22 protein-coding genes and 1 tRNA gene are annotated in these 20,382 nt (G+C 63.3%); 18 read left to right on the forward strand and 5 right to left on the reverse strand.

Annotated elements, in window-relative coordinates:
• The first annotated feature begins 27 nt into the window (after window positions 1-27).
• Window positions 28-1,620, forward strand: coding sequence for a F0F1 ATP synthase subunit beta (atpD, locus tag NKH02_RS10945; protein WP_352878589.1), 1,593 nt, complete (start codon window positions 28-30; stop codon window positions 1,618-1,620).
• A gap of 98 nt (window positions 1,621-1,718) precedes the next feature.
• Window positions 1,719-2,126, forward strand: a complete 408-nt coding sequence (locus NKH02_RS10950; RefSeq protein WP_352865027.1) for a F0F1 ATP synthase subunit epsilon — start codon at window positions 1,719-1,721, stop codon at window positions 2,124-2,126.
• A 298-nt stretch (window positions 2,127-2,424) separates the two neighbouring features.
• Here NKH02_RS10950 and NKH02_RS10955 read toward each other — a convergent pair whose 3' ends face one another.
• Window positions 2,425-3,942, reverse strand: a complete 1,518-nt coding sequence (locus tag NKH02_RS10955; RefSeq protein WP_352878592.1) for a mannitol dehydrogenase family protein — start codon at window positions 3,940-3,942, stop codon at window positions 2,425-2,427.
• Window positions 3,943-4,087: 145 nt separating this feature from the next.
• On the opposite strand from NKH02_RS10955, the gene uxaC reads away from it, so the two are divergent.
• The 8 genes from uxaC to NKH02_RS10995 all read left to right on the forward strand — a co-directional run bounded on the left by uxaC (window position 4,088) and on the right by NKH02_RS10995 (window position 11,307).
• Complete coding sequence (uxaC, locus tag NKH02_RS10960) at window positions 4,088-5,500, forward strand: glucuronate isomerase (protein WP_502910881.1); 1,413 nt, start codon at window positions 4,088-4,090, stop codon at window positions 5,498-5,500.
• 34 nt (window positions 5,501-5,534) lie between these two features.
• Complete coding sequence (locus tag NKH02_RS10965; RefSeq protein WP_352878595.1) at window positions 5,535-6,512, forward strand: TRAP transporter substrate-binding protein; 978 nt, start codon at window positions 5,535-5,537, stop codon at window positions 6,510-6,512.
• 59 nt (window positions 6,513-6,571) lie between these two features.
• Window positions 6,572-7,099 carry a TRAP transporter small permease gene (locus tag NKH02_RS10970; RefSeq protein WP_352865021.1) on the forward strand — a complete coding sequence of 176 codons (528 nt, stop codon included), beginning with the start codon at window positions 6,572-6,574 and terminating at the stop codon, window positions 7,097-7,099.
• On the forward strand, window positions 7,099-8,379 hold the full coding sequence (locus NKH02_RS10975; protein WP_352865019.1) for a TRAP transporter large permease: 1,281 nt from the start codon (window positions 7,099-7,101) through the stop codon (window positions 8,377-8,379). Before NKH02_RS10970 ends, NKH02_RS10975 begins: the two co-directional genes overlap by 1 nt.
• Before the next feature lie 69 nt (window positions 8,380-8,448).
• Entirely contained in the window at window positions 8,449-9,225 is a 777-nt protein-coding gene (locus NKH02_RS10980) for a FadR/GntR family transcriptional regulator (protein ID WP_352865016.1), read from the forward strand.
• 21 nt (window positions 9,226-9,246) lie between these two features.
• Window positions 9,247-10,098: a 5-dehydro-4-deoxy-D-glucuronate isomerase gene (gene kduI / locus NKH02_RS10985; protein WP_352865013.1), complete on the forward strand. Its 852-nt coding sequence runs from the start codon at window positions 9,247-9,249 to the stop codon at window positions 10,096-10,098.
• On the forward strand, window positions 10,095-10,859 hold the full coding sequence (kduD, locus tag NKH02_RS10990; RefSeq protein WP_352878597.1) for a 2-dehydro-3-deoxy-D-gluconate 5-dehydrogenase KduD: 765 nt from the start codon (window positions 10,095-10,097) through the stop codon (window positions 10,857-10,859). Before kduI ends, kduD begins: the two co-directional genes overlap by 4 nt.
• Before the next feature lie 112 nt (window positions 10,860-10,971).
• Window positions 10,972-11,307, forward strand: coding sequence for a cupin domain-containing protein (locus NKH02_RS10995; RefSeq protein ID WP_352878600.1), 336 nt, complete (start codon window positions 10,972-10,974; stop codon window positions 11,305-11,307).
• Window positions 11,308-11,564: 257 nt separating this feature from the next.
• Here NKH02_RS10995 and NKH02_RS34540 read toward each other — a convergent pair whose 3' ends face one another.
• On the reverse strand, window positions 11,565-11,732 hold the full coding sequence (locus tag NKH02_RS34540; RefSeq protein WP_502913801.1) for an aldehyde dehydrogenase family protein: 168 nt from the start codon (window positions 11,730-11,732) through the stop codon (window positions 11,565-11,567).
• A gap of 31 nt (window positions 11,733-11,763) precedes the next feature.
• On the opposite strand from NKH02_RS34540, the gene NKH02_RS34545 reads away from it, so the two are divergent.
• Complete coding sequence (locus NKH02_RS34545; protein ID WP_502913802.1) at window positions 11,764-12,156, forward strand: hypothetical protein; 393 nt, start codon at window positions 11,764-11,766, stop codon at window positions 12,154-12,156.
• A gap of 83 nt (window positions 12,157-12,239) precedes the next feature.
• Entirely contained in the window at window positions 12,240-14,075 is a 1,836-nt protein-coding gene (recQ, locus tag NKH02_RS11005; RefSeq protein ID WP_352878603.1) for a DNA helicase RecQ, read from the forward strand.
• A 77-nt stretch (window positions 14,076-14,152) separates the two neighbouring features.
• Here the strand turns inward: recQ and NKH02_RS11010 are convergent, their stop codons facing one another.
• Window positions 14,153-14,647, reverse strand: a complete 495-nt coding sequence (locus NKH02_RS11010; RefSeq protein ID WP_352878606.1) for a hypothetical protein — start codon at window positions 14,645-14,647, stop codon at window positions 14,153-14,155.
• A 646-nt stretch (window positions 14,648-15,293) separates the two neighbouring features.
• Here NKH02_RS11010 and NKH02_RS11015 point away from each other — a divergent pair.
• A complete protein-coding gene (locus tag NKH02_RS11015; RefSeq protein WP_352865000.1) occupies window positions 15,294-15,548 on the forward strand; it encodes a type II toxin-antitoxin system ParD family antitoxin in 255 nt (84 codons plus the stop codon).
• The gene (locus NKH02_RS11020; RefSeq protein WP_352864998.1) at window positions 15,548-15,841 is read left to right on the forward strand and encodes a type II toxin-antitoxin system RelE/ParE family toxin; all 294 of its coding nucleotides are present in this window, start codon (window positions 15,548-15,550) and stop codon (window positions 15,839-15,841) included. The genes NKH02_RS11015 and NKH02_RS11020 overlap by 1 nt, the downstream gene beginning before the upstream one ends.
• 77 nt (window positions 15,842-15,918) lie before the next feature.
• Here NKH02_RS11020 and NKH02_RS11025 read toward each other — a convergent pair.
• A tRNA-Ser gene (locus tag NKH02_RS11025) sits at window positions 15,919-16,008 on the reverse strand.
• Between the two features lie 397 nt (window positions 16,009-16,405).
• Between NKH02_RS11025 and NKH02_RS11030 the strand changes: the two genes are divergently transcribed.
• The 3 genes from NKH02_RS11030 to NKH02_RS11040 all read left to right on the forward strand — a co-directional run bounded on the left by NKH02_RS11030 (window position 16,406) and on the right by NKH02_RS11040 (window position 18,163).
• The gene (locus tag NKH02_RS11030; RefSeq protein WP_352864996.1) at window positions 16,406-17,089 is read left to right on the forward strand and encodes a 50S ribosomal protein L21; all 684 of its coding nucleotides are present in this window, start codon (window positions 16,406-16,408) and stop codon (window positions 17,087-17,089) included.
• A gap of 98 nt (window positions 17,090-17,187) precedes the next feature.
• Window positions 17,188-17,457, forward strand: coding sequence for a 50S ribosomal protein L27 (gene rpmA, locus NKH02_RS11035; RefSeq protein ID WP_015315190.1), 270 nt, complete (start codon window positions 17,188-17,190; stop codon window positions 17,455-17,457).
• 118 nt (window positions 17,458-17,575) lie between these two features.
• The gene (locus NKH02_RS11040) at window positions 17,576-18,163 is read left to right on the forward strand and encodes a GNAT family N-acetyltransferase (protein ID WP_023758577.1); all 588 of its coding nucleotides are present in this window, start codon (window positions 17,576-17,578) and stop codon (window positions 18,161-18,163) included.
• A 181-nt stretch (window positions 18,164-18,344) separates the two neighbouring features.
• Here NKH02_RS11040 and NKH02_RS11045 read toward each other — a convergent pair whose 3' ends face one another.
• The gene (locus NKH02_RS11045; RefSeq protein ID WP_352878609.1) at window positions 18,345-19,214 is read right to left on the reverse strand and encodes an endonuclease/exonuclease/phosphatase family protein; all 870 of its coding nucleotides are present in this window, start codon (window positions 19,212-19,214) and stop codon (window positions 18,345-18,347) included.
• Between the two features lie 134 nt (window positions 19,215-19,348).
• Between NKH02_RS11045 and obgE the strand changes: the two genes are divergently transcribed.
• Entirely contained in the window at window positions 19,349-20,380 is a 1,032-nt protein-coding gene (gene obgE, locus NKH02_RS11050) for a GTPase ObgE (protein WP_352878612.1), read from the forward strand.
• Window positions 20,381-20,382 lie beyond the last annotated feature (2 nt).

Raw genomic sequence — 20,382 nt, forward strand, 5'->3', positions numbered from 1 at the left:
AACAAAGGACGAAAAAGGGTAAAGACGATGGCGAAAGCAGCGACCCCCCAGAAGGCGGCCCCCAAGGCGGCAGCCGCGAAGACCGCGGCCCCCGCGAAAGCGGCGGCCAAGGCTCCAGCAGCGAAGGCGGCTCCGCCCAAGACGGCCGCAGCACCGGTGAAGGCCGCTGCGGCCAAGACATCGGCAGTGGCCAGCAAGGCAACCGGCGTTGTCGGTAAGGTCCGCCAGGTCATCGGCGCCGTCGTCGACGTCCAGTTCGGCGATCACCTGCCGGCGATCCTGAACGCGCTCGAGACGACCAATGTCGGCAACCGCCTGGTGCTCGAAGTTGCCCAGCATCTGGGTGAAAACACCGTCCGCTGCATCGCCATGGACTCGACCGAAGGTCTGGTTCGCGGCCAGGACGTGCGTGACACCGGTGCGCCGATCACCGTGCCGGTCGGTCCGGGCATGCTCGGCCGCATCATCAACGTCATCGGCGAGCCGGTCGACGAAGAAGGTCCGGTCGACGCGATCGAAATGCGCTCCATCCACCAGCCAGCTCCGACCTATGTCGAGCAGTCGACGGAAGCGCAGATCCTGATCACCGGCATCAAGGTGCTCGACCTACTGGCTCCCTACGCCAAGGGCGGCAAGATCGGCCTGTTCGGCGGCGCCGGCGTCGGCAAGACCGTGCTGATCCAGGAACTGATCAACAACATCGCCAAGGCGCATGGCGGCTATTCGGTGTTCGCCGGCGTCGGCGAGCGCACCCGCGAAGGCAACGATCTCTATCACGAGTTCATCGAGTCCGGCGTCAACAAGAAGGGCGGTGGCGAAGGCTCCAAGGCGGCGCTCGTCTATGGCCAGATGAACGAGCCGCCGGGCGCGCGCGCCCGCGTCGGCCTGACCGGCCTGACGGTCGCCGAATATTTCCGCGACCAGGGCCAGGACGTGCTGTTCTTCGTCGACAACATCTTCCGCTTCACGCAGGCGGGTTCGGAAGTGTCGGCTCTGCTCGGCCGTATCCCGTCGGCCGTCGGCTATCAGCCGACGCTCGCCACCGACATGGGCGCGCTGCAGGAACGCATCACCACCACCACCAAGGGCTCGATCACGTCGGTGCAGGCCATCTACGTGCCCGCCGACGACTTGACCGATCCGGCGCCGGCGACCTCGTTTGCCCACCTTGACGCGACGACGACGCTCAACCGCGCCATCGCCGAAAAGGGCATCTACCCGGCCGTCGATCCGCTCGATTCGACCTCGCGCATGCTCGACCCGCTGGTCGTCGGCGACGAGCACTATGGCGTCGCGCGCCAGGTGCAGTCGATCCTCCAGCGCTACAAGTCGCTGCAGGACATCATCGCCATCCTGGGCATGGACGAGCTGTCGGAAGAGGACAAGCAGACCGTGGCCCGCGCCCGCAAGATCGAGCGCTTCCTGTCGCAGCCCTTCTTCGTCGCCGAAGTGTTCACCGGCGCGCCGGGCAAGCTGGTCGATCTCGCCGATACCATCAAGGGCTTCAAGGGCCTCTGCAACGGCGACTACGATCACCTTCCGGAAGCTGCCTTCTACATGGTTGGCGGCATCGAGGAAGCAGTCGAGAAGGCACAGCGCCTGGCGGCTGAAGCAGCATAAAAAAGCGAATAGCGAATAGGGAGTAGCGAATAGGGGATATGGGGCGGCGAATTCTTCTGACTACTCGCTACTCGCTATTCGCTATTCGCTAAATTGACATGGCTGAAGCTTTCAAGTTCGAACTGGTCTCGCCGGAGCGCCTGCTGGTTTCCGAGCAGGTCGAATCCGTCGTCATTCCGGGCGCCGAAGGCGAGATGACCGTGATGGCGCATCACGCCCCGGTCATGACCACGATCAAGCCTGGCGTCGTCACGGTGAAGACCGTGTCGGGCGGCGAAGAGCGCTATGTGGTGTTCGGCGGCTTCGCCGACATCGTTCCTGCGGGCTGCACGCTGCTGGCGGAATCGGCTGTCGCGGTGAAGGATGTCGACCGCGCCGATCTCGCGCGCCGCATCCAGGAAGCCAGGGAAGACGCCGCCGACGCCAAGGACGACCAAGCGAGAAGCAAGGCCGAACAGTTCCTTAGCCAGCTCACGACGCTGGAAGCTGCCATCCTGCCGGCGTAAGGGCCGGCTATCTCCTCGCCATCCGGGTAGAGCGAACGCGAGGCGGAGCGCAGTAGCGCAAAGGAGCGTTCTGTAGCGATCCTTCACGCCCCCCTCTGTCCTGCCGGACATCTCCCCCACAAGTGGGGAGATCGGCCGTCATCGCGGCTTTCGCAAATCTCCAGCGTTGTAGGGTTGGCGCCGGCATCCGAGCTGCCAATCTCCCCCTCGAGGGCCCTCGTGGGGGAGATGTCCGGCAGGACAGAGGGGGGCGCTGTCCCGCCGACGTCAACGGTCTGCGCCCATCACAACCATCAAGTCATAGCTCAGGATTGCTCGCAAGGGCTGGCCCGCCCTGCTTGAGATGGACGATGTGGGTGGCCACGAACTCGATCAGCGTCTGACGCGAGGCGTGGTCCTTGGCGAAGCCGGCGAGGTCGAATACAGCCGCTACCGTCTCTTCCGTCGGCAGATTCCGACCGAAAAGCGTGGCCAGTGCTGAGTCAAGCGGATCAGTGAAATGGCCCTCCGGCAAGGTCTTGCCGCGCGCCTCGCAGGCCGCGATCCAGGCGGCGATCACCAGCGTCAGATGTTCGGGCACAGCGCCGGCCTCGATGCTCTCCAAGGCGGAAGCGACGATGCGCTGCGGCAGTTTCTGGCTGCCGTCATTGGCGATCTGTGCCGTGCGGTGGGCAAGAGCGGTGTTTGAAAACCGCTCGGCCAGTTCAGCCGTATAACTCGCCGTGTCGAGCCCGGCATTCCTGGGCAGTGTCGGGATGGCCTCGGCCCAGAGCGCATCGACAAAGGCCCGTATCGCCGGATCGGCGAAGGCGCGGTCGACGGTGGCGTGACCGCTGAGCAGGCCGAGATAGGCGATGGCCGAATGCGAGCCGTTGAGCAGGCGTAGCTTCATGTCCTCGAAGGGGCCGACGTCGTCGACCATGGTGACGCCGAACTGTTCCCAGGCCGGGCGGCCCCCCGGGAAATCGTCTTCGACCACCCATTGGCAGAACGGCTCGGTCATCACAGGCCAGGCGTCCTCGACGCCGAGTTCTTCTGCGATCCGCACCCGGTCGGCATCGGTGGTTGCCGGTACGATGCGATCGACCATGCTCGACGGAAAGGCGACCGCATCGGCGATGTGTTTGGCGAGCCCGGCATCGCCCTTCGCATCGAGCTTGGCATCCCGCAATTCGGCGAATTCGATCAGCAGCCGGTGCAGCGTGGCGCCGTTGGCCGGCAGGTTGTCGCAGCACAGCACGGTGAAGGGCGCCGTGCCGGCGGCGCGTCGCCGGGCAAGCGCCTCGGTCAGAAAACCATGCGCCGTCTTCGGCGTCTGCGGCTCTGCCAGGTCGTGGACGATATCGGGATGAGCGGTATCCAGTCCACCGCCCGCTGCCCGCAGATACGCCTTTTCGGTGATCGTCAGCGTGACGATGCGGGTGCGCGGATCGGTCAGCGCGGCCAGCACCGCGCTTGGGTCTTCCGGCGCCACCAGCATCGAGGCGATCGAACCGATGACGCGAAGCTTTTCCTCGCCGCTGCTTCTGATCGCCAGCGTATAGAGGCCGTCCTGCGGCGTGAGCGCGTCGCGTGTGTCGGCGCTGCGCAGCGACACGCCTGTTATGCCCCAGCCTGTCTCGCCAGCAGCCAGGCAGTCGTCGACATAGGCCGCCTGATGGGCGCGATGGAAGGCGCCGACGCCGAGATGCACGATGCCCGGGACGACGCGGCTGCGATCGTACAAAGGTGTCGCGATCGAAGCCGGCAATGCCCGCGCCGTTATCGAGGAAAGGCGTTTGGTCGTTGTGGCGCGGCTGGTTCGGTCGGATGGCATGAAAAAAGCCTCAGGGAGTGGTCGGCAAGCGGCGTAACATTCGATTTCCTGCCACACAATGGGCCGAAAAGTCATCATACAACAATCTAATTTTTGTATGTTGACATTATTTCTTGCCGACCCTACCGATAGCCGCTCTGGGAGGATGATCGTGGCACTGACCGATGCGGATTTGCTGTTTCCCGCCGAGGCGCATTCGCGCTCGGTCGCCCGCGATCTTTATGCCGGGATCAAGGATCTGCCCCTGGTCAGCCCGCACGGTCACACCGACCCGCGCTGGTATGCGCTGAACGAGCCGTTCCCGGATCCGGCGCAACTGCTCATCGTCCCGGACCACTACATTTTCCGCATGCTGTTCAGCCAGGGCGTCCGCCTCGAGGATCTCGGCGTGGCGACGCTGGACGGCGCGCCTGTCGAGACCGACGGCAGGACGATCTGGCGGCGCTTTGCCGAGCACTATTTTCTGTTTCGCGGCACGCCGACCCGGCTGTGGTTCGACCATGTGCTGGCGCATCTGTTCGGCATCGACGAACCGTTGACCGCCGCGACCGCCGACAGCCACTACGACACCATCGCGACGCTGCTGCAGTGGGAGAATTTCCGCCCGCGCGCGCTGTTCGAGCGCTTCAACATCGAGGTCATCGCGACGACCGAAGGCGCGCTCGACGATCTCAAATGGCACCAGATGATCCGCGACAGCGGCTGGGAGGGCCGCGTTATCACCGCCTACCGGCCGGACGCGGTCGTCGATCCCGACTTCGAAGGATTCTCGGCCAATCTCGACCGGCTCGGCGAAATCACCGGCTGCGACACCGGCAGCTGGGCCGGCTATCTCGATGCGCATCGCCGGCGGCGCGCCTTCTTCAAGAGTTTTGGCGCGACCTCGTCCGATCATGGCCATCCGACGGCGGAGACCGCCAATCTCTCGGATGCGGCGGCCGAGGAGCTGTTCAATCGGATTCGCCGTGGTTCCGACGACGAGCGCGAGCGCAAACTGTTCCGCGCGCAGATGCTGACCGAGATGGCCAAGATGAGCCTCGACGACGGGCTGGTGCTGCAGATCCATCCCGGCTCCTGGCGCAACCATTCGCCGGCAATCTTCCAGAAGTTCGGCCGCGACAAGGGCTTCGATATCCCAACCCGGACCGACTATGTGACGGCGCTGAAACCGCTGCTCGATTGCGTCGGGCTGGAGCGTGATCTCACCATCATACTCTTCACGCTCGACGAGACCAGCTATGCGCGCGAACTGGCGCCGCTCGCCGGCGTCTACCCGGCGCTGAAACTCGGGCCGGCCTGGTGGTTTCACGACAGCCCGGAAGGCATGCGGCGCTTCCGCGAGATGACCACCGAGACGGCCGGCTTCTACAACACCGTCGGCTTCAACGACGACACCCGCGCCTTTCCATCCATTCCGGCGCGTCACGATGTGGCGCGCCGGGTCGACTGCGCGTTCCTCGCGCGTCTCGTCGCCGAGCACAGGCTGCGCGAGGACGAGGCGCATGAGCTTGCGCGGGAGCTCGCCTACACGCTTGCCAAGAAGGCGTACCGGCTCTGAGCCGGGCGCTCCGATTTTTAAAAGGGAGGAAGTCATGTTGCATTTTTCGAAATTGACGGCGGCTACGTTTGCCTTCGGCTCACTGCTGGTCGGCATTGCCAATGCCGACACCGTGCTGAGGTCATCGGATACCCATCCCGACGGCTATCCGACCGTCGAGGCGGTCAAATACATGGGCGACCTGATCAAGCAGCGCACCAATGGCCGCTACTCGGTCGAGGTCTACCATTCGGCGCAGCTCGGAGAGGAAAAGGACACGATCGAGCAGACCCAGGCCGGTGTCATCGACCTCAACCGCGTCTCGATGGGACCGTTCAACGGCGTCGTGCCGGAAACGGCGGTTCCGTCCCTGCCCTACATGTTCCGCTCGGTCGAGCATATGCGCCATGTCATGGACGGCCCGATCGGGGACGAAATCCTGAAAGCCTTTGAGACTCACGATCTCGTCGGCCTCGCCTTCTACGATTCCGGGGCGCGCTCCTTCTACAACACCAAGAAGGACGTCACCTCGATGGCCGATATGAAAGGGATGAAGTTCCGCGTCATCCAGTCGGACGTGTTCGTCGACATGGTCAATGCGTTGGGTGCCAATGCCACGCCGATGGCCTATGGCGAGGTCTATTCGGCTCTGCAGACCGGTGTCATCGACGGCGCCGAGAACAACTGGCCGAGCTTCGAATCCGCCAAGCACTACGAGGTCGCCAAGCATTACACCATGGACCAGCACCAGATCGTTCCGGAAGTGCTGGTGCTGTCGAAGGCGAGCTGGGATAAGCTCGCGCCGGAAGACCAGGCGATCGTCCGGCAAGCGGCAAAAGACAGCGTCGTCAAGATGCGCGAATTGTGGGACGCGCAGGAGAAGAAGTCGCGCGACATCGTCGAGAAGGCCGGCGTCAAGGTCAGCGAGATCGACAAACAGCCGCTGATCGATGCGATGAAGCCGGTCTACGACAAGTATCTGTCGACGCCCGAGTTGAAAGACCTCGCGTCGCGTATCCAGGCAACCAAGTAATCCGTTCGTGGCAAATGATGGCGCGATTGTCCGCGCCATCATCCGGGGGAGGTGTGCATATGAAATCATTTTGGCTCGCAATAGAGCGGCTGCTGTCAGGATTGGCGAGGCTTGCGCTATGGGTCAGCGGCATCGGGCTGACCCTGATGACGGTGATCATCTTCTGGCAGGTATTTTCGCGTTATGTGCTCAACAGTTCGCCAAGCTGGACGGAACCCTTCTCGGTGCTCTTGATGGGTTGGTTCATCTTCCTGGGCGCAGCAGTCGGTGTTCGCGAGCGCACCCATCTGGGTTTCGATGTGTTGCTCTATTTCCTGCCGTCCGCCGCCAAGGCGGTGCTGCGCAGCATTTCGGATATCGTCGTGCTCGCCTTCGGTGCCGGCATGATCGTCTACGGCGTCCAGCTTGCCAGGCTGACCTGGAACACGGTGATGCCGTCTCTGGCTTTCCCGGGCGGCATCGGCTTCCTGCCGGTCATCCTGGGCGGCGCGCTTGTCTGCCTGTTTTCGCTTGAGCGGCTGGCCGGACGGTTTGCCGGATTGCCGGTCGATGCCGATCAGTACGCCACGGGCGAGGAGGGTCTGTGATGGCACTGACGGTTCTGTTCGGCACCTTCGTCTTCCTGCTGATCATCGGCACGCCTATCGCGTTCTGCCTCGGCGTCGCCAGCTTCGCGACGGTTCTGGTGCTGGGTCTGCCCCCGCTTGTGGTGTTCCAGCGCCTCAACTCGGGCGTTTCCGTGTTCTCGTTGATGGCAATCCCGTTCTTCATCTTCGCCGGCGACCTGATGGTGCGCGGCGGCATTGCCGCCCGGCTGGTGGCGCTTGCAGGGTCACTGGTCGGCCATCTGCGCGGCGGCTTAGGTCAGGTCAACATCGCTGCCTCGACCATGTTCGGCGGCATTTCCGGCTCGGCGGTGGCCGATGCCTCGGCGGTCGGCGGGCTGATGATCCCGCAGATGAAGGCGCGCGGCTATGGCGTCGACTATGCCGTCAACATCACCTCCGTCGGCGCCATCATTGCGCTGCTGATCCCGCCCTCGCACAACATGATCATCTATTCGATCTCGGCCGGCGGCCGCATCTCGATCGCCGACCTGTTCACCGCGGGCGTCATACCCGGCTTGCTGTTGGCGCTGTCTCTCATGATCACGGCTTATTGGGTCGCCAGCCGTCGCGGCTATCCGACCGAGCCTTTCGCGGGCTTCGGCCGCGCATTGCAACTGCTTGTCGCCGCGATTCCAGGCCTGGTCCTGATCGGCATCATCTTCGGCGGCGTCCGCTCCGGCATCTTCACGGCCACTGAAAGCTCATGCATCGCCATCGTCTACGCCTTCCTGGTGACGCTTTTCATATACCGCTCGATGAGCTGGAACGACTTCGTCGCCGCCACAACGGCTGCCGTGCGCACGACGGCAATGGTGCTGATGATCATCGGCTGTGCTGCTGCCTTTGGCTGGCTGCTGGCCTATCTCAGGGTCCCCGCCGCGCTCGTCGCCTTCCTGCAGTCCGTGTCCGACAACAAGCTGGTCATCCTGCTGATGATCAATGTCGTCTTGCTTATCCTCGGCACGTTCATGGATATGTCGCCGCTGATCATCATCACCACGCCGATCTTCCTGCCCGTGGTGATGGCCTACGGGGTCGACCCCGTGCATTTCGGCGTCATCCTGATCCTCAATCTCGGCATCGGCCTGTGCACGCCACCGGTGGGGGCGGTGCTGTTCGTCAGCTGCGCCATCGGGCGCATCCCGATCTGGACGGCGATGCGCTCGATCTGGCCGTTCTACGGCGCCGCTTTCGTCGTGTTGATGCTTGTCACCTACATACCGGAAATCTCATTGTGGCTGCCGAGCCTGTTCCACTAGAGTTTTGACGCAATTCCGGACGGAAAACCGTTTCACACTTTTCCTGGAATTGCTTAAGGAGACCATCAAGTGTCCGCTGCATCCGCCGACCTCAAGGTCGAGAGAAAACCCAAGCTGTCGGAAACCGTCGTCGCGGCGATCCGTAGGCAGCTGCAGGCGGGCGAGATTCAGCCTGGCCACAAATTGCCGACCGAGGGCCAGCTGACCGAGACCTTCGGCGTCAGCCGCACCGTCGTCCGCGAGGCGTTGGCCAAGCTTGCCGCCGACGGGCTGGTCGAGCCGCGCCAGGGCGCCGGCGTCTTCGTCACCGAGCACATCTCGACGATGTTCGGCGCGCTGGCCGCCGACATGGGCAGCAAGGATTCGATCGCGCTCAACGTGCTCGAAGTGCGGCTTGCGATCGAGATCGAATCTGCGGGGATTGCCGCCATCCGTCGCAACGCCGCGCAGGAAGCGGCAATCCAGGAAGCTTTCTTCGAGTTCGAGCGGCTGCTGCTTGCCAGCGAGCCGACCGGTCCGGCCGATCTCGCCTTCCACCGCGCGATCGCCAGCGCCACCAACAACCCGTTCTATGTCGAGATGCTCGACGTGCTCGGCCGGCGCGCCATTCCGTGCGACGTGACCTCGCCCTGGTCGACAGAGCTGGTGCAATCCGACAGCTACCAGCGCGGGCTGCAGCGCGAGCATCTGGTGATCCTCAACGCCATTTCATCGGGCGATGCCGAGGCCGCGCGTGAAGCGATGCGGACGCATCTCACCGCCAGCCAGCAGCGCTACCGCGAGCGCCTGCATGCGCGTCAGGCTTTTTACACCGACTCGGTCAAAGCCGCCGCTACCGGCGAATAATTATCTCAAGTCAGGACAACAATGAGCCAGAGCCATATCGACTTCACCTCCCGCTTTGCCATCGATCCGGTCGCCGCCGCGGCGATGGGAACCGACGAGCTGCGCCACAATTTCCACATCGAAGACCTGTTCCAGCCCGGCCGCGTCAGCCTGACCTATACCCATTACGACCGCATGATCGTCGGCGGCGCCGTGCCGACCGGTTCGCCGCTTCAACTGGAGGCGATCAAGCCGACCGGCACCAAGAACTTCCTCGACCGCCGCGAGCTGATCGCAGTCAACATCGGTGGGGCAGGCGTCATCGAGGCCGGCGGCCAGTCCTTTGAATTGCAGGCGCGCGACATGCTCTATCTCGGCATGGGGACAGCCGACGTGTCGTTCGCGTCGGCGGAGAAGAGCGCGCCGGCCAAATTCTACCTGCTCAGCGCGCCGGCGCATCAGGCTCATCCCAGCCGGCTGATCCGCATCGGCGATGCCAAACGCCTCGACCTCGGCAGCAAGGATGCCTGCAACGAACGCTCGATCTTCCAGTTCATCCATGCCGAGGGCGCAAAGACCTGCCAGTTGGTGGTCGGCATGACGCAGCTCGCTCCTGGCTCGGTGTGGAACACCATGCCGTGCCATGTGCATGACCGGCGCATGGAAGCCTATCTCTATTTCGACCTGGCCGAGACGGCGCGCGTCTTCCACTTCATGGGCGAGCCGGACGAGACGCGCCATCTGGTGATGCGCAACGAGGAAGCGGTGCTGTCGCCGGGCTGGTCGATCCATTCGGGCGCCGGCACATCCAACTACGCTTTCATCTGGGCGATGGCCGGGGACAATGTCGACTATACCGACGTTGACCCGGTGGCCTTGGACGAATTGCGGTGAGCGACCTCTCCGCCTTCAGCCTGGCCGGAAAGCGCATCCTCGTCACCGGCGCCAACACCGGCATCGGCCAGGGCATCGCGGTGTCGATCGCACGCGCCGGCGGCGTGGTGATCGGCGTCGGCCGCTCGTCGATGGACGAAACGGCAAGCAACGTCGCCGCGATGGGCGGGGAATTCGAGGCGGTGAGCGCCGACCTTGCCGACACGGCTGCCGCCGGCCCGATGCTCGACCGTATCTGGGACGGAAGCGGTCCGCTCGACGGGCTGGTCAACAATGCCGGCATCATCCGGCGCGCCGATGCCGTCGATCTCAGCGAGACCGATTGGGACGACGTCATGGACGTCAACCTGAAGACGGCTTTTTTGCTCTGCCAGTCCTTTGCCAGGCGTGTCCTGGCCGGCGGGCGCCAGGGAAAGATCGTCAACATCGCCTCGGTGCTGAGTTTCCAGGGCGGCATCCGCGTTGCGTCCTACACCGCCTCGAAGCATGGCGTGCTCGGCATCACTCGGCTGCTCGCCTGCGAATGGGCGCAAAAGGGCATCAACGTCAACGCCATCGCGCCCGGCTATATCGAGACCAACAACACGCAGGCGCTGCGTGCCGATCCCGATCGCAGCGCCGCCATCCTGGCGCGCATCCCGGCCGGCCGGTGGGGCGAGGCGGGTGATATTGGTGACGCCGCCGTCTTCCTGCTGGCGCCGGCGTCGAACTACATGCATGGCGCGGTGGTGCCGGTGGATGGCGGCTGGCTGGCGCGCTAGCACGGTTCATCGTTTTACGGAAGCGCCGAACTGCGCTACCTCTTTGTTTTGACGCAATTCCGGACGGAAGACCGTTTCACACTTTTCCTGGAATTGCTCTGAGGAGATGACGATGACCGCAAGGATTTTCGCGCACGCCGGCGAGGGCGCTTGGACGGCGACGCCGGACGGCAACAGGCGACGCGTTCTCCTGTACACGGACGAATTGATGATGGTCGAGTTCGCCTTCGACAAGGGTGGGGTCGGCGCCTTGCATTCGCACCCACATGTCCAGGCGAGCTACGTCGCCGAGGGTCGCTTCGAGGTGACCATCGACGGCCGGACCGAAATCCTCGCGGCCGGCGGCAGCTTCATCGTGCCGTCCGGTCTGGTTCACGGCGTCAAGGCGCTGGAAGCGGGGCGGCTGGTCGACAGCTTTACGCCGCACCGGGCCGATTTTCTCGCCTAGCCGAAGAGATCGAGCAGGGAAGACCCGCGCCCCAAAGGGAGGCGCGGGTTGTTGCCTGGGCGCTTGTGGCGCCGCGGTACTCAAGACATGACCGCAGGATGCGGAAGCTGCCGCATGATGGTGAAGATAGTCTTAACGCGCCGGTGCAGAGTGGTGACGATGGCTGATGGCCGCGTTCGGTCGGGTGATGTGCCGTAGCAGGCTGAAAAGCCGCTCGAACGTCTTGCCGTAAGGCGGGCGCAGCAAGGCCCCGGCGCTCAGGCGGGATTGAGCACGCGGTTGCCGGCGGCGAGCGCCGCCGTGACCGGCGCGACGGCGAGCTGGAAAGGATAATTCCAGGGCGACACGATGCCGAGCGGCTGCGCGACGAGGCGATTTCTGCCCGGCAGGAACGGCATGGCGGTGGCAATGTGACGCTCGCGCATCCAGCCCCTGAGATGGGACAGCGCGTGGCGGATGCCGGCGCACGACAAACAGTTCCGCAAGTCGCGTCTCGCGCGCGGAACGGCCGCCGAAGTCGGCATCGATGGCCGAGCAGATCTCGGCCTCGTGCCGCCCGGTCAGCGCCAGCAGGCGCCTCAGGCGATCCTTGCGGACGCCATTGTCGGGGAAAGGCTGCGCCTCGAAGGCCGCACGCTGCAACCGGAACCGCTCGCCGAGAGCATCCTGTCTGGTCCGCAGCATCGCGCCCTCCCTGGCTTGCCTGGCCGAGCTTACATCGTGGTGCGTGAGGGAACCAGCGGGGGTGGAGCTGCCCCTGGAGAAGGCCTGCCCTTGCTCAATGCCGCCGATCGGTCGGCCTGCTTATACCGACCTGTTCATGTTGTGGTCCGATGCCGGCTGCGCTAAGCCAAGGCGTCCATGCAGAGAGTCGTTTTGACCGGTTTCCACATCCTCTCCAATTCACGAAATTCCAGCCCGGTGTCTGCCTGATGCAGGCATCGGCAATGAGCGTCCCAGCCGAGGATCCCAAGCGGCGTGTCCTGAAGGACGTGTTCGGCTTCGATGATTTTCGTCCCGGCCAGGCCGATGTCATGGACGCGCTGCTGGCCGGGCGCCATGTGCTGGCTGTCATGCCGACGGGCGCGGGCAAATCGCTTTGCTATCAGGTGCCGGCGCTGGTCCTGGGCGGGCTCACCATTGTCGTCTCGCCGCTGGTCGCGCTGATGCAGGATCAGGTCGCCGCCTTGCGCCTTGCCGGCGTGGCGGCCGACACGATCAATTCCTCGATCGACCGCGATGCCAATATCGCCGCCTGGCGGCGCGTCGCTTCGGGCCAGACGCGCCTGCTCTACCTCGCGCCGGAGCGGCTGATGACCGAGCGGATGCTCGACGCGCTGGCCAGGCTCGATATCAGCCTGATTGCCGTCGACGAGGCGCATTGCATCTCGCAATGGGGCCCGGCGTTCCGGCGCGAGTATGAGGACCTGTCGCGGCTGCGCGGCATTTTCCCCAACGTGCCGATCATCGCGCTGACGGCGACAGCAGACGAGAGCACGCGCACGGATATCGAAGCCCGGCTGTTCGGCGAGCGTGTCGAAACCCTGGTGCTTGGCTTCGACCGGCCGAACATCAAGCTTGCCATCGAGGCCAAGCAGGACAGCAAGCGCCAGTTGCTGCGCTTCGTCGAGCGTCATCCGGGCCGCAGCGGCATCGTCTATTGCCTGTCGCGCAAGAAGACGGAAGAGATGGCGGCCTTCCTCGAAAAGAACGGCGTCACCGCGCTCGCCTATCATGCCGGCATGAGCAAGGAGGCACGTGATGCGAATCAAAACGCCTTCATGACGCTCTCCGGCGTTGTCATGGTGGCGACCATCGCCTTCGGCATGGGCATCGACAAGCCCGATGTCGCCTATGTCTTCCACACCGATATGCCGGGCAGCCTGGAGGCCTACTATCAGGAGATCGGCCGTGCCGGCCGCGATGGGCGAGATGCGGAAGCGCATATGCTGTTCGGCCTTGGCGACATCCGCATGCGCCGGCTTTTCATCGACGATGAGGACGCTGCCGTGGAGCACAAACGGCGCTCGCATCGCCGGCTCGACACGCTGATCGGCTATTGCGAGACGGCGCAGTGCCGCCGCCAGGTGCTGCTTGGTTATTTCGGTGAAGAGGCTTCGCCCTGCGGCAATTGCGACACCTGCCTCGATCAGGCGCCGCGCGCCGACGGCGGGGCGGAGGCGCGGGTCATCCTGGCGGCCATCGCGCAGAGCGGCGAACGTTTTGGTGCCGGTCATGTCATCGACATTCTGCTCGGCCATGAAACCGAGAAGGTGCTGACCAGAAGCCACCAGAGGCTTGCCAGCTTCGGCAGCGGACTGGCGCACAAGAAGGATTTCTGGCTGTCGCTGATCCGGCAGCTTGCCGCGGGCGGGTTCCTGGAACCTGATCCGAGCGGCCATGGTGGCCTCGCCATCTCCGAAAAAGGCCATGCGCTCGGCCGTGGCGAGACGCCCTTCCACTATCGGGTCGAAGTCCGCACCCGCGCCTTGCGCAAGATGCGAGCGACCGAGGGTATGAACGCCGAAGGCGTGGACGCATCTCTGCTGGCCACGCTCAAATCCTTGCGCCTGCGGCTCGCCAAGGAGCGTCAGGTGCCGGCCTATGTGGTGTTCTCCGATCGCACGCTGATCGATATGGCCGAACGCTGCCCTCGCGACCTCGACGCCTTTGCCGAGGTGAATGGTGTGGGGGCGGCGAAGCTGAAGGAGTTTGGCCAGGTTTTTCTGAGCGCGATCAAGGGGCATCGGGCGGGTGGTGCGGGCTGACGTCAGGCCTTCCCCCTGCAGAGAATACCTAAACCCCATGTCTCCTGGCTACGACTTCGGTCCCGATCTTGAGGAACTCAGATCGGCGCCGGATTGACGCCCGCGGCCCTTAGCTGAGCCCCCAGTTTGGTCCGGGTAGCACAGGCGGACTTGTTGCCGGCAATGCACTGATTATTGGCTGACGACCAATCCAGTAGGGCGGTATTTATCCAGCTGCCAGGTGCGCGCTGCTGGCCAAAGCCACCGGCCGGAGTGGCCGGATTGGCAACTGCGGCCGACGCCTTTCCTTGAGGTGCCCGTTTCCAGCCGCTGATGATCAGACAGTTCTTCATGTATTGATCTTCGGCTATCGCATTGCCGAGTGCGTTGCCAAGGCCAGCGCCGGCAACAAAGGCCGGCGATCCGATGGCAAGATAACCTTGGTCCACCGACCCTTTCCGCATCTCACACTGAGCATGCGCAACCTCGAAACTGGGTCCATATCCGATTTGCATGTAGTCGGCTTGATTGCTTGTTTGGCAGCCACCGAGCAGCACAATGGCAGTGAGTGCCATCAATGTTCTTCTTTTCATCCCCAAGCCCTCCCAAGGCCAGGGATCAGCATCTCCTAAAGCGAATATTTCCGCAAGAGACGGCAGTTATTTCAGCAAATTCTCGTCGGCGCGGATCGCAAAGTATATCCGGGTCACCGCGAGAGGTATATCCGGTTATTACTCTTCTGCATCGGAGGGGCGGAGATGTGCGACCACGAACTCGCGGATGGCCCCGGCCGTGGCTGGACGCCTTCGGTGCCGAGCAGCAGGATGTCGGACAGGCATGCTTCGACCGCATTGCGGATCCTGCGAGCGTGGTCCGATCCCCGACGCATTCGACGTTGCGAAGTCGCGCAGATGGATAGGATCGACAGCCATGTTCCGGTGAATGATCCATCCAGTGCCCTGTCGGCAGCGATCAGGTGCGTGGGCGCTCGTTGATCCGGCAGTCCATGCGCTCGCGGCGCTGTAGATTCGTGAACACTATCAGCAGGCGATGCCGATGCTGATCAGCGTGATCGGCGCCAGGCCGGTAAGCGTGACGAGCAGGCTCTGCCAGGAGTTGAAATCAAACGCTATTTCCCGAGTTCGTGTGTCCGTCTCGTCCTGGCGATGTGGCGGAACAGCAAAGGTTTTTGACAAAGTTTGCCAAAATACCCCATAATGGCAATCAATGGAGGCCGATATGGCGACTATGAACGTATCCTTGCCCGACCCCATGAAAGACTGGGTCGAGGCGCAAACTAGAACAGGTCGCTATGCAAATGCCAGCGACTATGTGCGTGATCTGATCCGCCGGGATCAGGAGCGCAATGACAAGATTGCGGCCATGCAGCGCTATGTCGATGACGGGCTGAAAAGTGGCATCGGGGGTCGTTCCAAAGACGCACTTTTTGCAGCCGCGTTGACGCGGGCCGATGCGACGCGCGGCAACGGGTAATGGGGTTCCGCCTTTCCCTGGCGGCGGAAGAAGACGTTGTCGCTATTGCCGAGCAGGGAGTGCGTCTGTTCGGCGCGGTGCAGGCTAGACAGTATCATGAGGGGTTGTTTGCGGTCTTTGAGTTGATCGCCGCCAATCCGCGCATGGCGCGGGAGCGCCGGGAGATCTCGCCGCCAATGCGCATCCACCCGTGCAAGGCCCATCTTGTCGTGTACCGGATCGAAGCGGACGGCGACATCCTCATTGTCCGAATCCGCCACGGACATGAGGATTGGGCGGGCGACCCTTTCTAGATTGGATTAGGGCCAAAAACTGCCGTATCCTTCCAGATACTCGGTGATTTTCGGCAGCGGAATGGACCGAAGCAGAGTGGCGGAGAGGGAGGGATTCGAACCCCCGATGGGCTTGCACCCATGCCGCATTTCGAGTGCGGTGCATTCGACCACTCTGCCACCTCTCCGCGGTCATGGTCGGCCGTTGCCGGCGCGGCGCACTAGATAACGGCTGAACGGGCAGGTTACAAGGCCAAATCCGTCAGTTATTTGGCTTGCCGGACAAGCGGCGGATTCGCGGCGGGTCCGGTGCAGGGAGACCGAGGCAGGTTGCCGACCAGTCACGCATCCTTGCCTCCACAGCGCGGCGCGGTGCTGTCGACACGGCCAGTGCCTGCCGCCAATAACAGTCCCCGGCGCGGCTGTCTGCCTTGACTCACACTCAACCTTCGGTTAGGGACAGCGCGCAATCGGCGTGGAGGGTTCTTCCGCGCCGCTTGTTTTTTGAACCCGCAGACTGACAAAAAGACGGCTGAACCGCCCGAGGCGGTTCATCAAGGCCGACCGAACAGCGAAAGGCAAAAAATGTTCGCAGTCATTAAAACGGGTGGCAAGCAGTATCGCGTTGCCGCCAACGATCTCCTGAAGATCGAAAAAGTCGAAGCCAATGTCGGCGATATGGTCGAGATCGGCCACGTTCTCGCGCATGGCGAAGGCGAAAATGTCACGTTCGGCGCGCCGTTCGTCGACGGCGCGGTGGTCACCGCCGAAGTCGTCGAGCAGGGCAAGAACCGCACGGTCATCGCCTTCAAGAAGCGCCGCCGGCAGAATTCGCGCCGCAAGATCGGCCATCGTCAGCTTCTGACCACCGTGCGGATCTCCGAGATCCTGCTGGGTGGTGCCAAGCCGACGAAGACGGCAGCGGTCAAGGCGCCGAAGAAGGAAGCCAAGGCAGAGGCAGCCACGGAAGCGAAGGCGGAAGCCGCGCCGAAGAAGGAGCCCAAGGCCAAGGCAGCCGAGACAAAGGCAGCCGAGACCGCGTCAGCGCCGTTGTTCAAGGCGCCGAAGGGCGAGCCGGACGATCTGACCGTGATCAAGGGAATCGGCCCGGTCGCAGCCAAGGATCTGAACGAGCAGGGCATCATCACCTTTGCTCAGCTCGCCAAGCTGACCGACAAGGATGTCGCCAAGATCGACGAGCACATGCCCTTCAGCGCCGACCAGATCAAGGACTGGCGCGAGCAGGCCAAGGAATTGGCGGCGAAGTAATTTTTCTGGCGATCAGGTCGCCGGATCGGACTTGAAACGGAACGCGAACGCGTTCATAACGCCTTTTAGGCGCCTTGCGGCGCAACGGAGTTAGTTAGATGGCACACAAGAAAGCTGGCGGCTCGTCGCGCAACGGTCGCGACTCGCATTCCAAGCGTCTGGGCGTGAAGAAGTTCGGCGGCGAAGCCGTCATCCCGGGCAACATCATCATTCGTCAACGCGGCACCACGTGGCATCCCGGCGTCAATGTCGGCATGGGTACGGACCACACGCTTTTTGCGCTCGAGACCGGCGCCGTGACGTTCAACAAAAAAGCCAACGGCCGAACCTACGTATCGGTCAACCCGATTACCAAAGCCGCGGAGTAGCCGGTTCCGCACTAGAACACCGGCGCCCATCTCGGGACCGGTGTCTGGCAAAACCAGGAAATGGATCAGGGGAGATGGGTTTCCATCTCCCTTTTTTCTTGTGCCTGGAGGACTTCAAATGGTTGCCGAAGCGGAAGACTCAGAAGACGAAAGTTACGCGATAGACTGCCCGGTGCTGGTCACCGAGCGACTGGTGATGCGAGCGCCGCACGAAGGCGATATCGCGCAGCTGGTCGAGCTTGCCGACAACCGTCATGTCGCCGAAATGCTGGCCCGCATGCCGCACCCCTATGGAGAGGCCGAGGCGCGCGCCTTCCTCGCCATGACCAAGTCGCGCCGGGCGGGCATCGCCTACGCCCTGACGCTGGCCGGCACCGACACTTTCGTCGGTTGTGCCGGTCTCAACACCACCGATCGCGGACTGGAACTCGGCTACTGGATCGGCGAGCCCTACTGGAAGAAGGGCTATGCGACGGAAGCAGCGCATGCGCTGGTCGATCTCGCCTTCCAGAGGACGTCGATCCAAGTGCTGCATGCCTCGACGCGGGTCATCAATCCGGCTTCGCGCCGTGTCATCCACAAATGCGGGTTCCAGTATGCCGGCCAGGGCATGCTGAACTCGATCGTCGCCGGCCAGGTGCCGGTCGAGCGCTACCGGCTCGACAGGAAGACCTGGACCAGCCTGCGGAACTGGGTGCACTTTTAGATATGTTGATATTCAGGTGAGGCCGGCCTGCAAACGTTGGTTTTCTGCGCTTCCGGTGCTCGCGTACTTAAGTACGCTCCGCTCCGGTTCTCGAAAACCAGCGTTTTCGGCTCGGCCTGACCTGAATCTCAACACATCTCGGCGCGTCGCGTTGAAACCAAGGGTTCGGGCTAAACTTGTGTCAGCCCAGTTCGACCCAGACCGGCAAGTGGTCCGAGCCGACGGCCTTTCGGTCGACCCATAGGCGCTGCAGGGATTTGGCAAGCGAAGCGCTGGTGAAGATGTAGTCGATGCGCTTGTGGCGGTTGGGGTCAGTGGGTTGTTTGGGGTCGACCCAGCTGACGAGATCGTCGCCGGCGGCGTTCAGGCGCAAGGCGACATCGACGGCGAAATCGGCGGTCAGCGGCATGCCGAATTCGTGGTCCGGCCGGCCGGCGAGTTCGACATATTCGGGCGAGCCGGCCAGCATGTTGAAATCGCCCATGCCGACAAAGGCTTCGGGATGCGGCAATTCCGGCAGGCCGATCTCGGCGACGCCGGACAGCGCGCCCCCCTCGAGCGCATAATTCAACAGGCGCCGGCGCAGGAACTGGATCTGGCTGGCGCGTTCGACCGGGCTGCGGTGATCGAGATGGATGGAATAGAAGCGGATGAAACCCAGCGGTGTCTCGATCAGCGCTTCCAGCGCGCCACGCTGGAAGTTCATCATCTCGAAGCTGCGGCTGCGCGGCAAAAGCAGGTTGCGCGACAGATGAATAGGCGTCTTCGACAGCACCATATTGCCGAGCTGGAAGGTTTTCGTGATGGCGCGGCCGTTCTCGAGGTGGGAGCCGATGTTGGCTTCGAAATTGCTGCCATAGACGGCGAAGTAATCGGGCAGTGCCTCGCCGATCTCGGCGACCATGTCGCGGCCGCCGTTCCTGGGGTTGTTGCGGGTAACCTCCTGCAGTGCGATCACATCGGCGCCGCGCACGGCGTCAGCGACGCGCCCGACGTCGTACTGCCCGTCGAGACCGATACCGTACTGGATGTTGTAAGTTACAAGCTTCATTCCAACATCTCTCCGGCCGATCCCGCGCGGCCATTGTCATAAAACGCCCTCGCCCTTCGCCGCGCCTTGGTTTAGAGCAAGGCCCAAGGTTTAGAGCAATGCCGCAAAGCCACTAGTAGAAACTGCGAAATCCCATGAAATTTCTCGATCAAGCCAAAGTCTACATCCGCTCCGGTGACGGCGGCGCCGGCTCGGTGTCGTTCCGGCGCGAAAAATTCATCGAATTCGGAGGGCCGGACGGCGGCGATGGCGGTCGTGGCGGCGATGTCTGGGTGGAGGCCGTCGACGGGCTGAATACGCTGATCGACTATCGCTACCAGCAGCATTTCAAGGCCAAGACCGGAGTCCATGGCATGGGCCGCAACATGACCGGCGCCAAGGGCGCCGATGTCACGCTGAAAGTGCCGGCGGGAACGCAGGTGTTCGAAGAGGACAACGAGACGCTGATCTGCGACCTGACCGTGGTCGGCCAGCGCTTTCTCTTGGCCAAGGGCGGCAATGGCGGTTTCGGCAACCAGCATTTCAAGACCTCGACCAATCAGGCGCCGCGCCGCGCCAATCCCGGCCTGCCGGGCGAAGAGCTCAACATCTGGCTGCGGCTGAAGCTGATCGCCGATGCCGGGCTGGTCGGGCTGCCCAATGCCGGCAAGTCGACATTCCTGGCCGCGGTCACCGCCGCCAAGCCGAAGATCGCCGATTATCCGTTCACGACGCTGCATCCCGGCCTCGGCGTTGCCCGCATCGATGCACGTGAATTCGTCATCGCCGACATTCCGGGCCTCATCGAAGGCGCGCATGAGGGCGTCGGCATCGGCGACCGCTTCCTTGGCCATGTCGAGCGCACCCGCGTGCTGCTGCATCTGGTTTCGGCGCAGGAGGAGAATCCGGGCAAGGCCTACAAGACCGTGCGCGCCGAGCTCGATGCCTATGGCAACGGCCTGACCGACAAGGTCGAGATCGTGGCGCTTTCCCAGGTCGACACGCTCGACGCCGAGGCTCGCAAGAAGAAGGTCGCCTCGCTGAAGCGTGCCGCCGGCCGCGCGCCGATGCTGTTGTCGGCGGTCACCGGCGAGGGTGTCGAGGCGGTGCTGCGGGCGCTGATGTCGGTGGTGGCCGAGGCACGCGCGCGGATCGCTGCACCGGTCGAGACGCGCTGGGACAGATAGGA

Source organism: Mesorhizobium sp. M1396 (genome assembly GCF_040317725.1).
Taxonomy (GTDB): Bacteria; Pseudomonadota; Alphaproteobacteria; order Rhizobiales; family Rhizobiaceae; genus Mesorhizobium.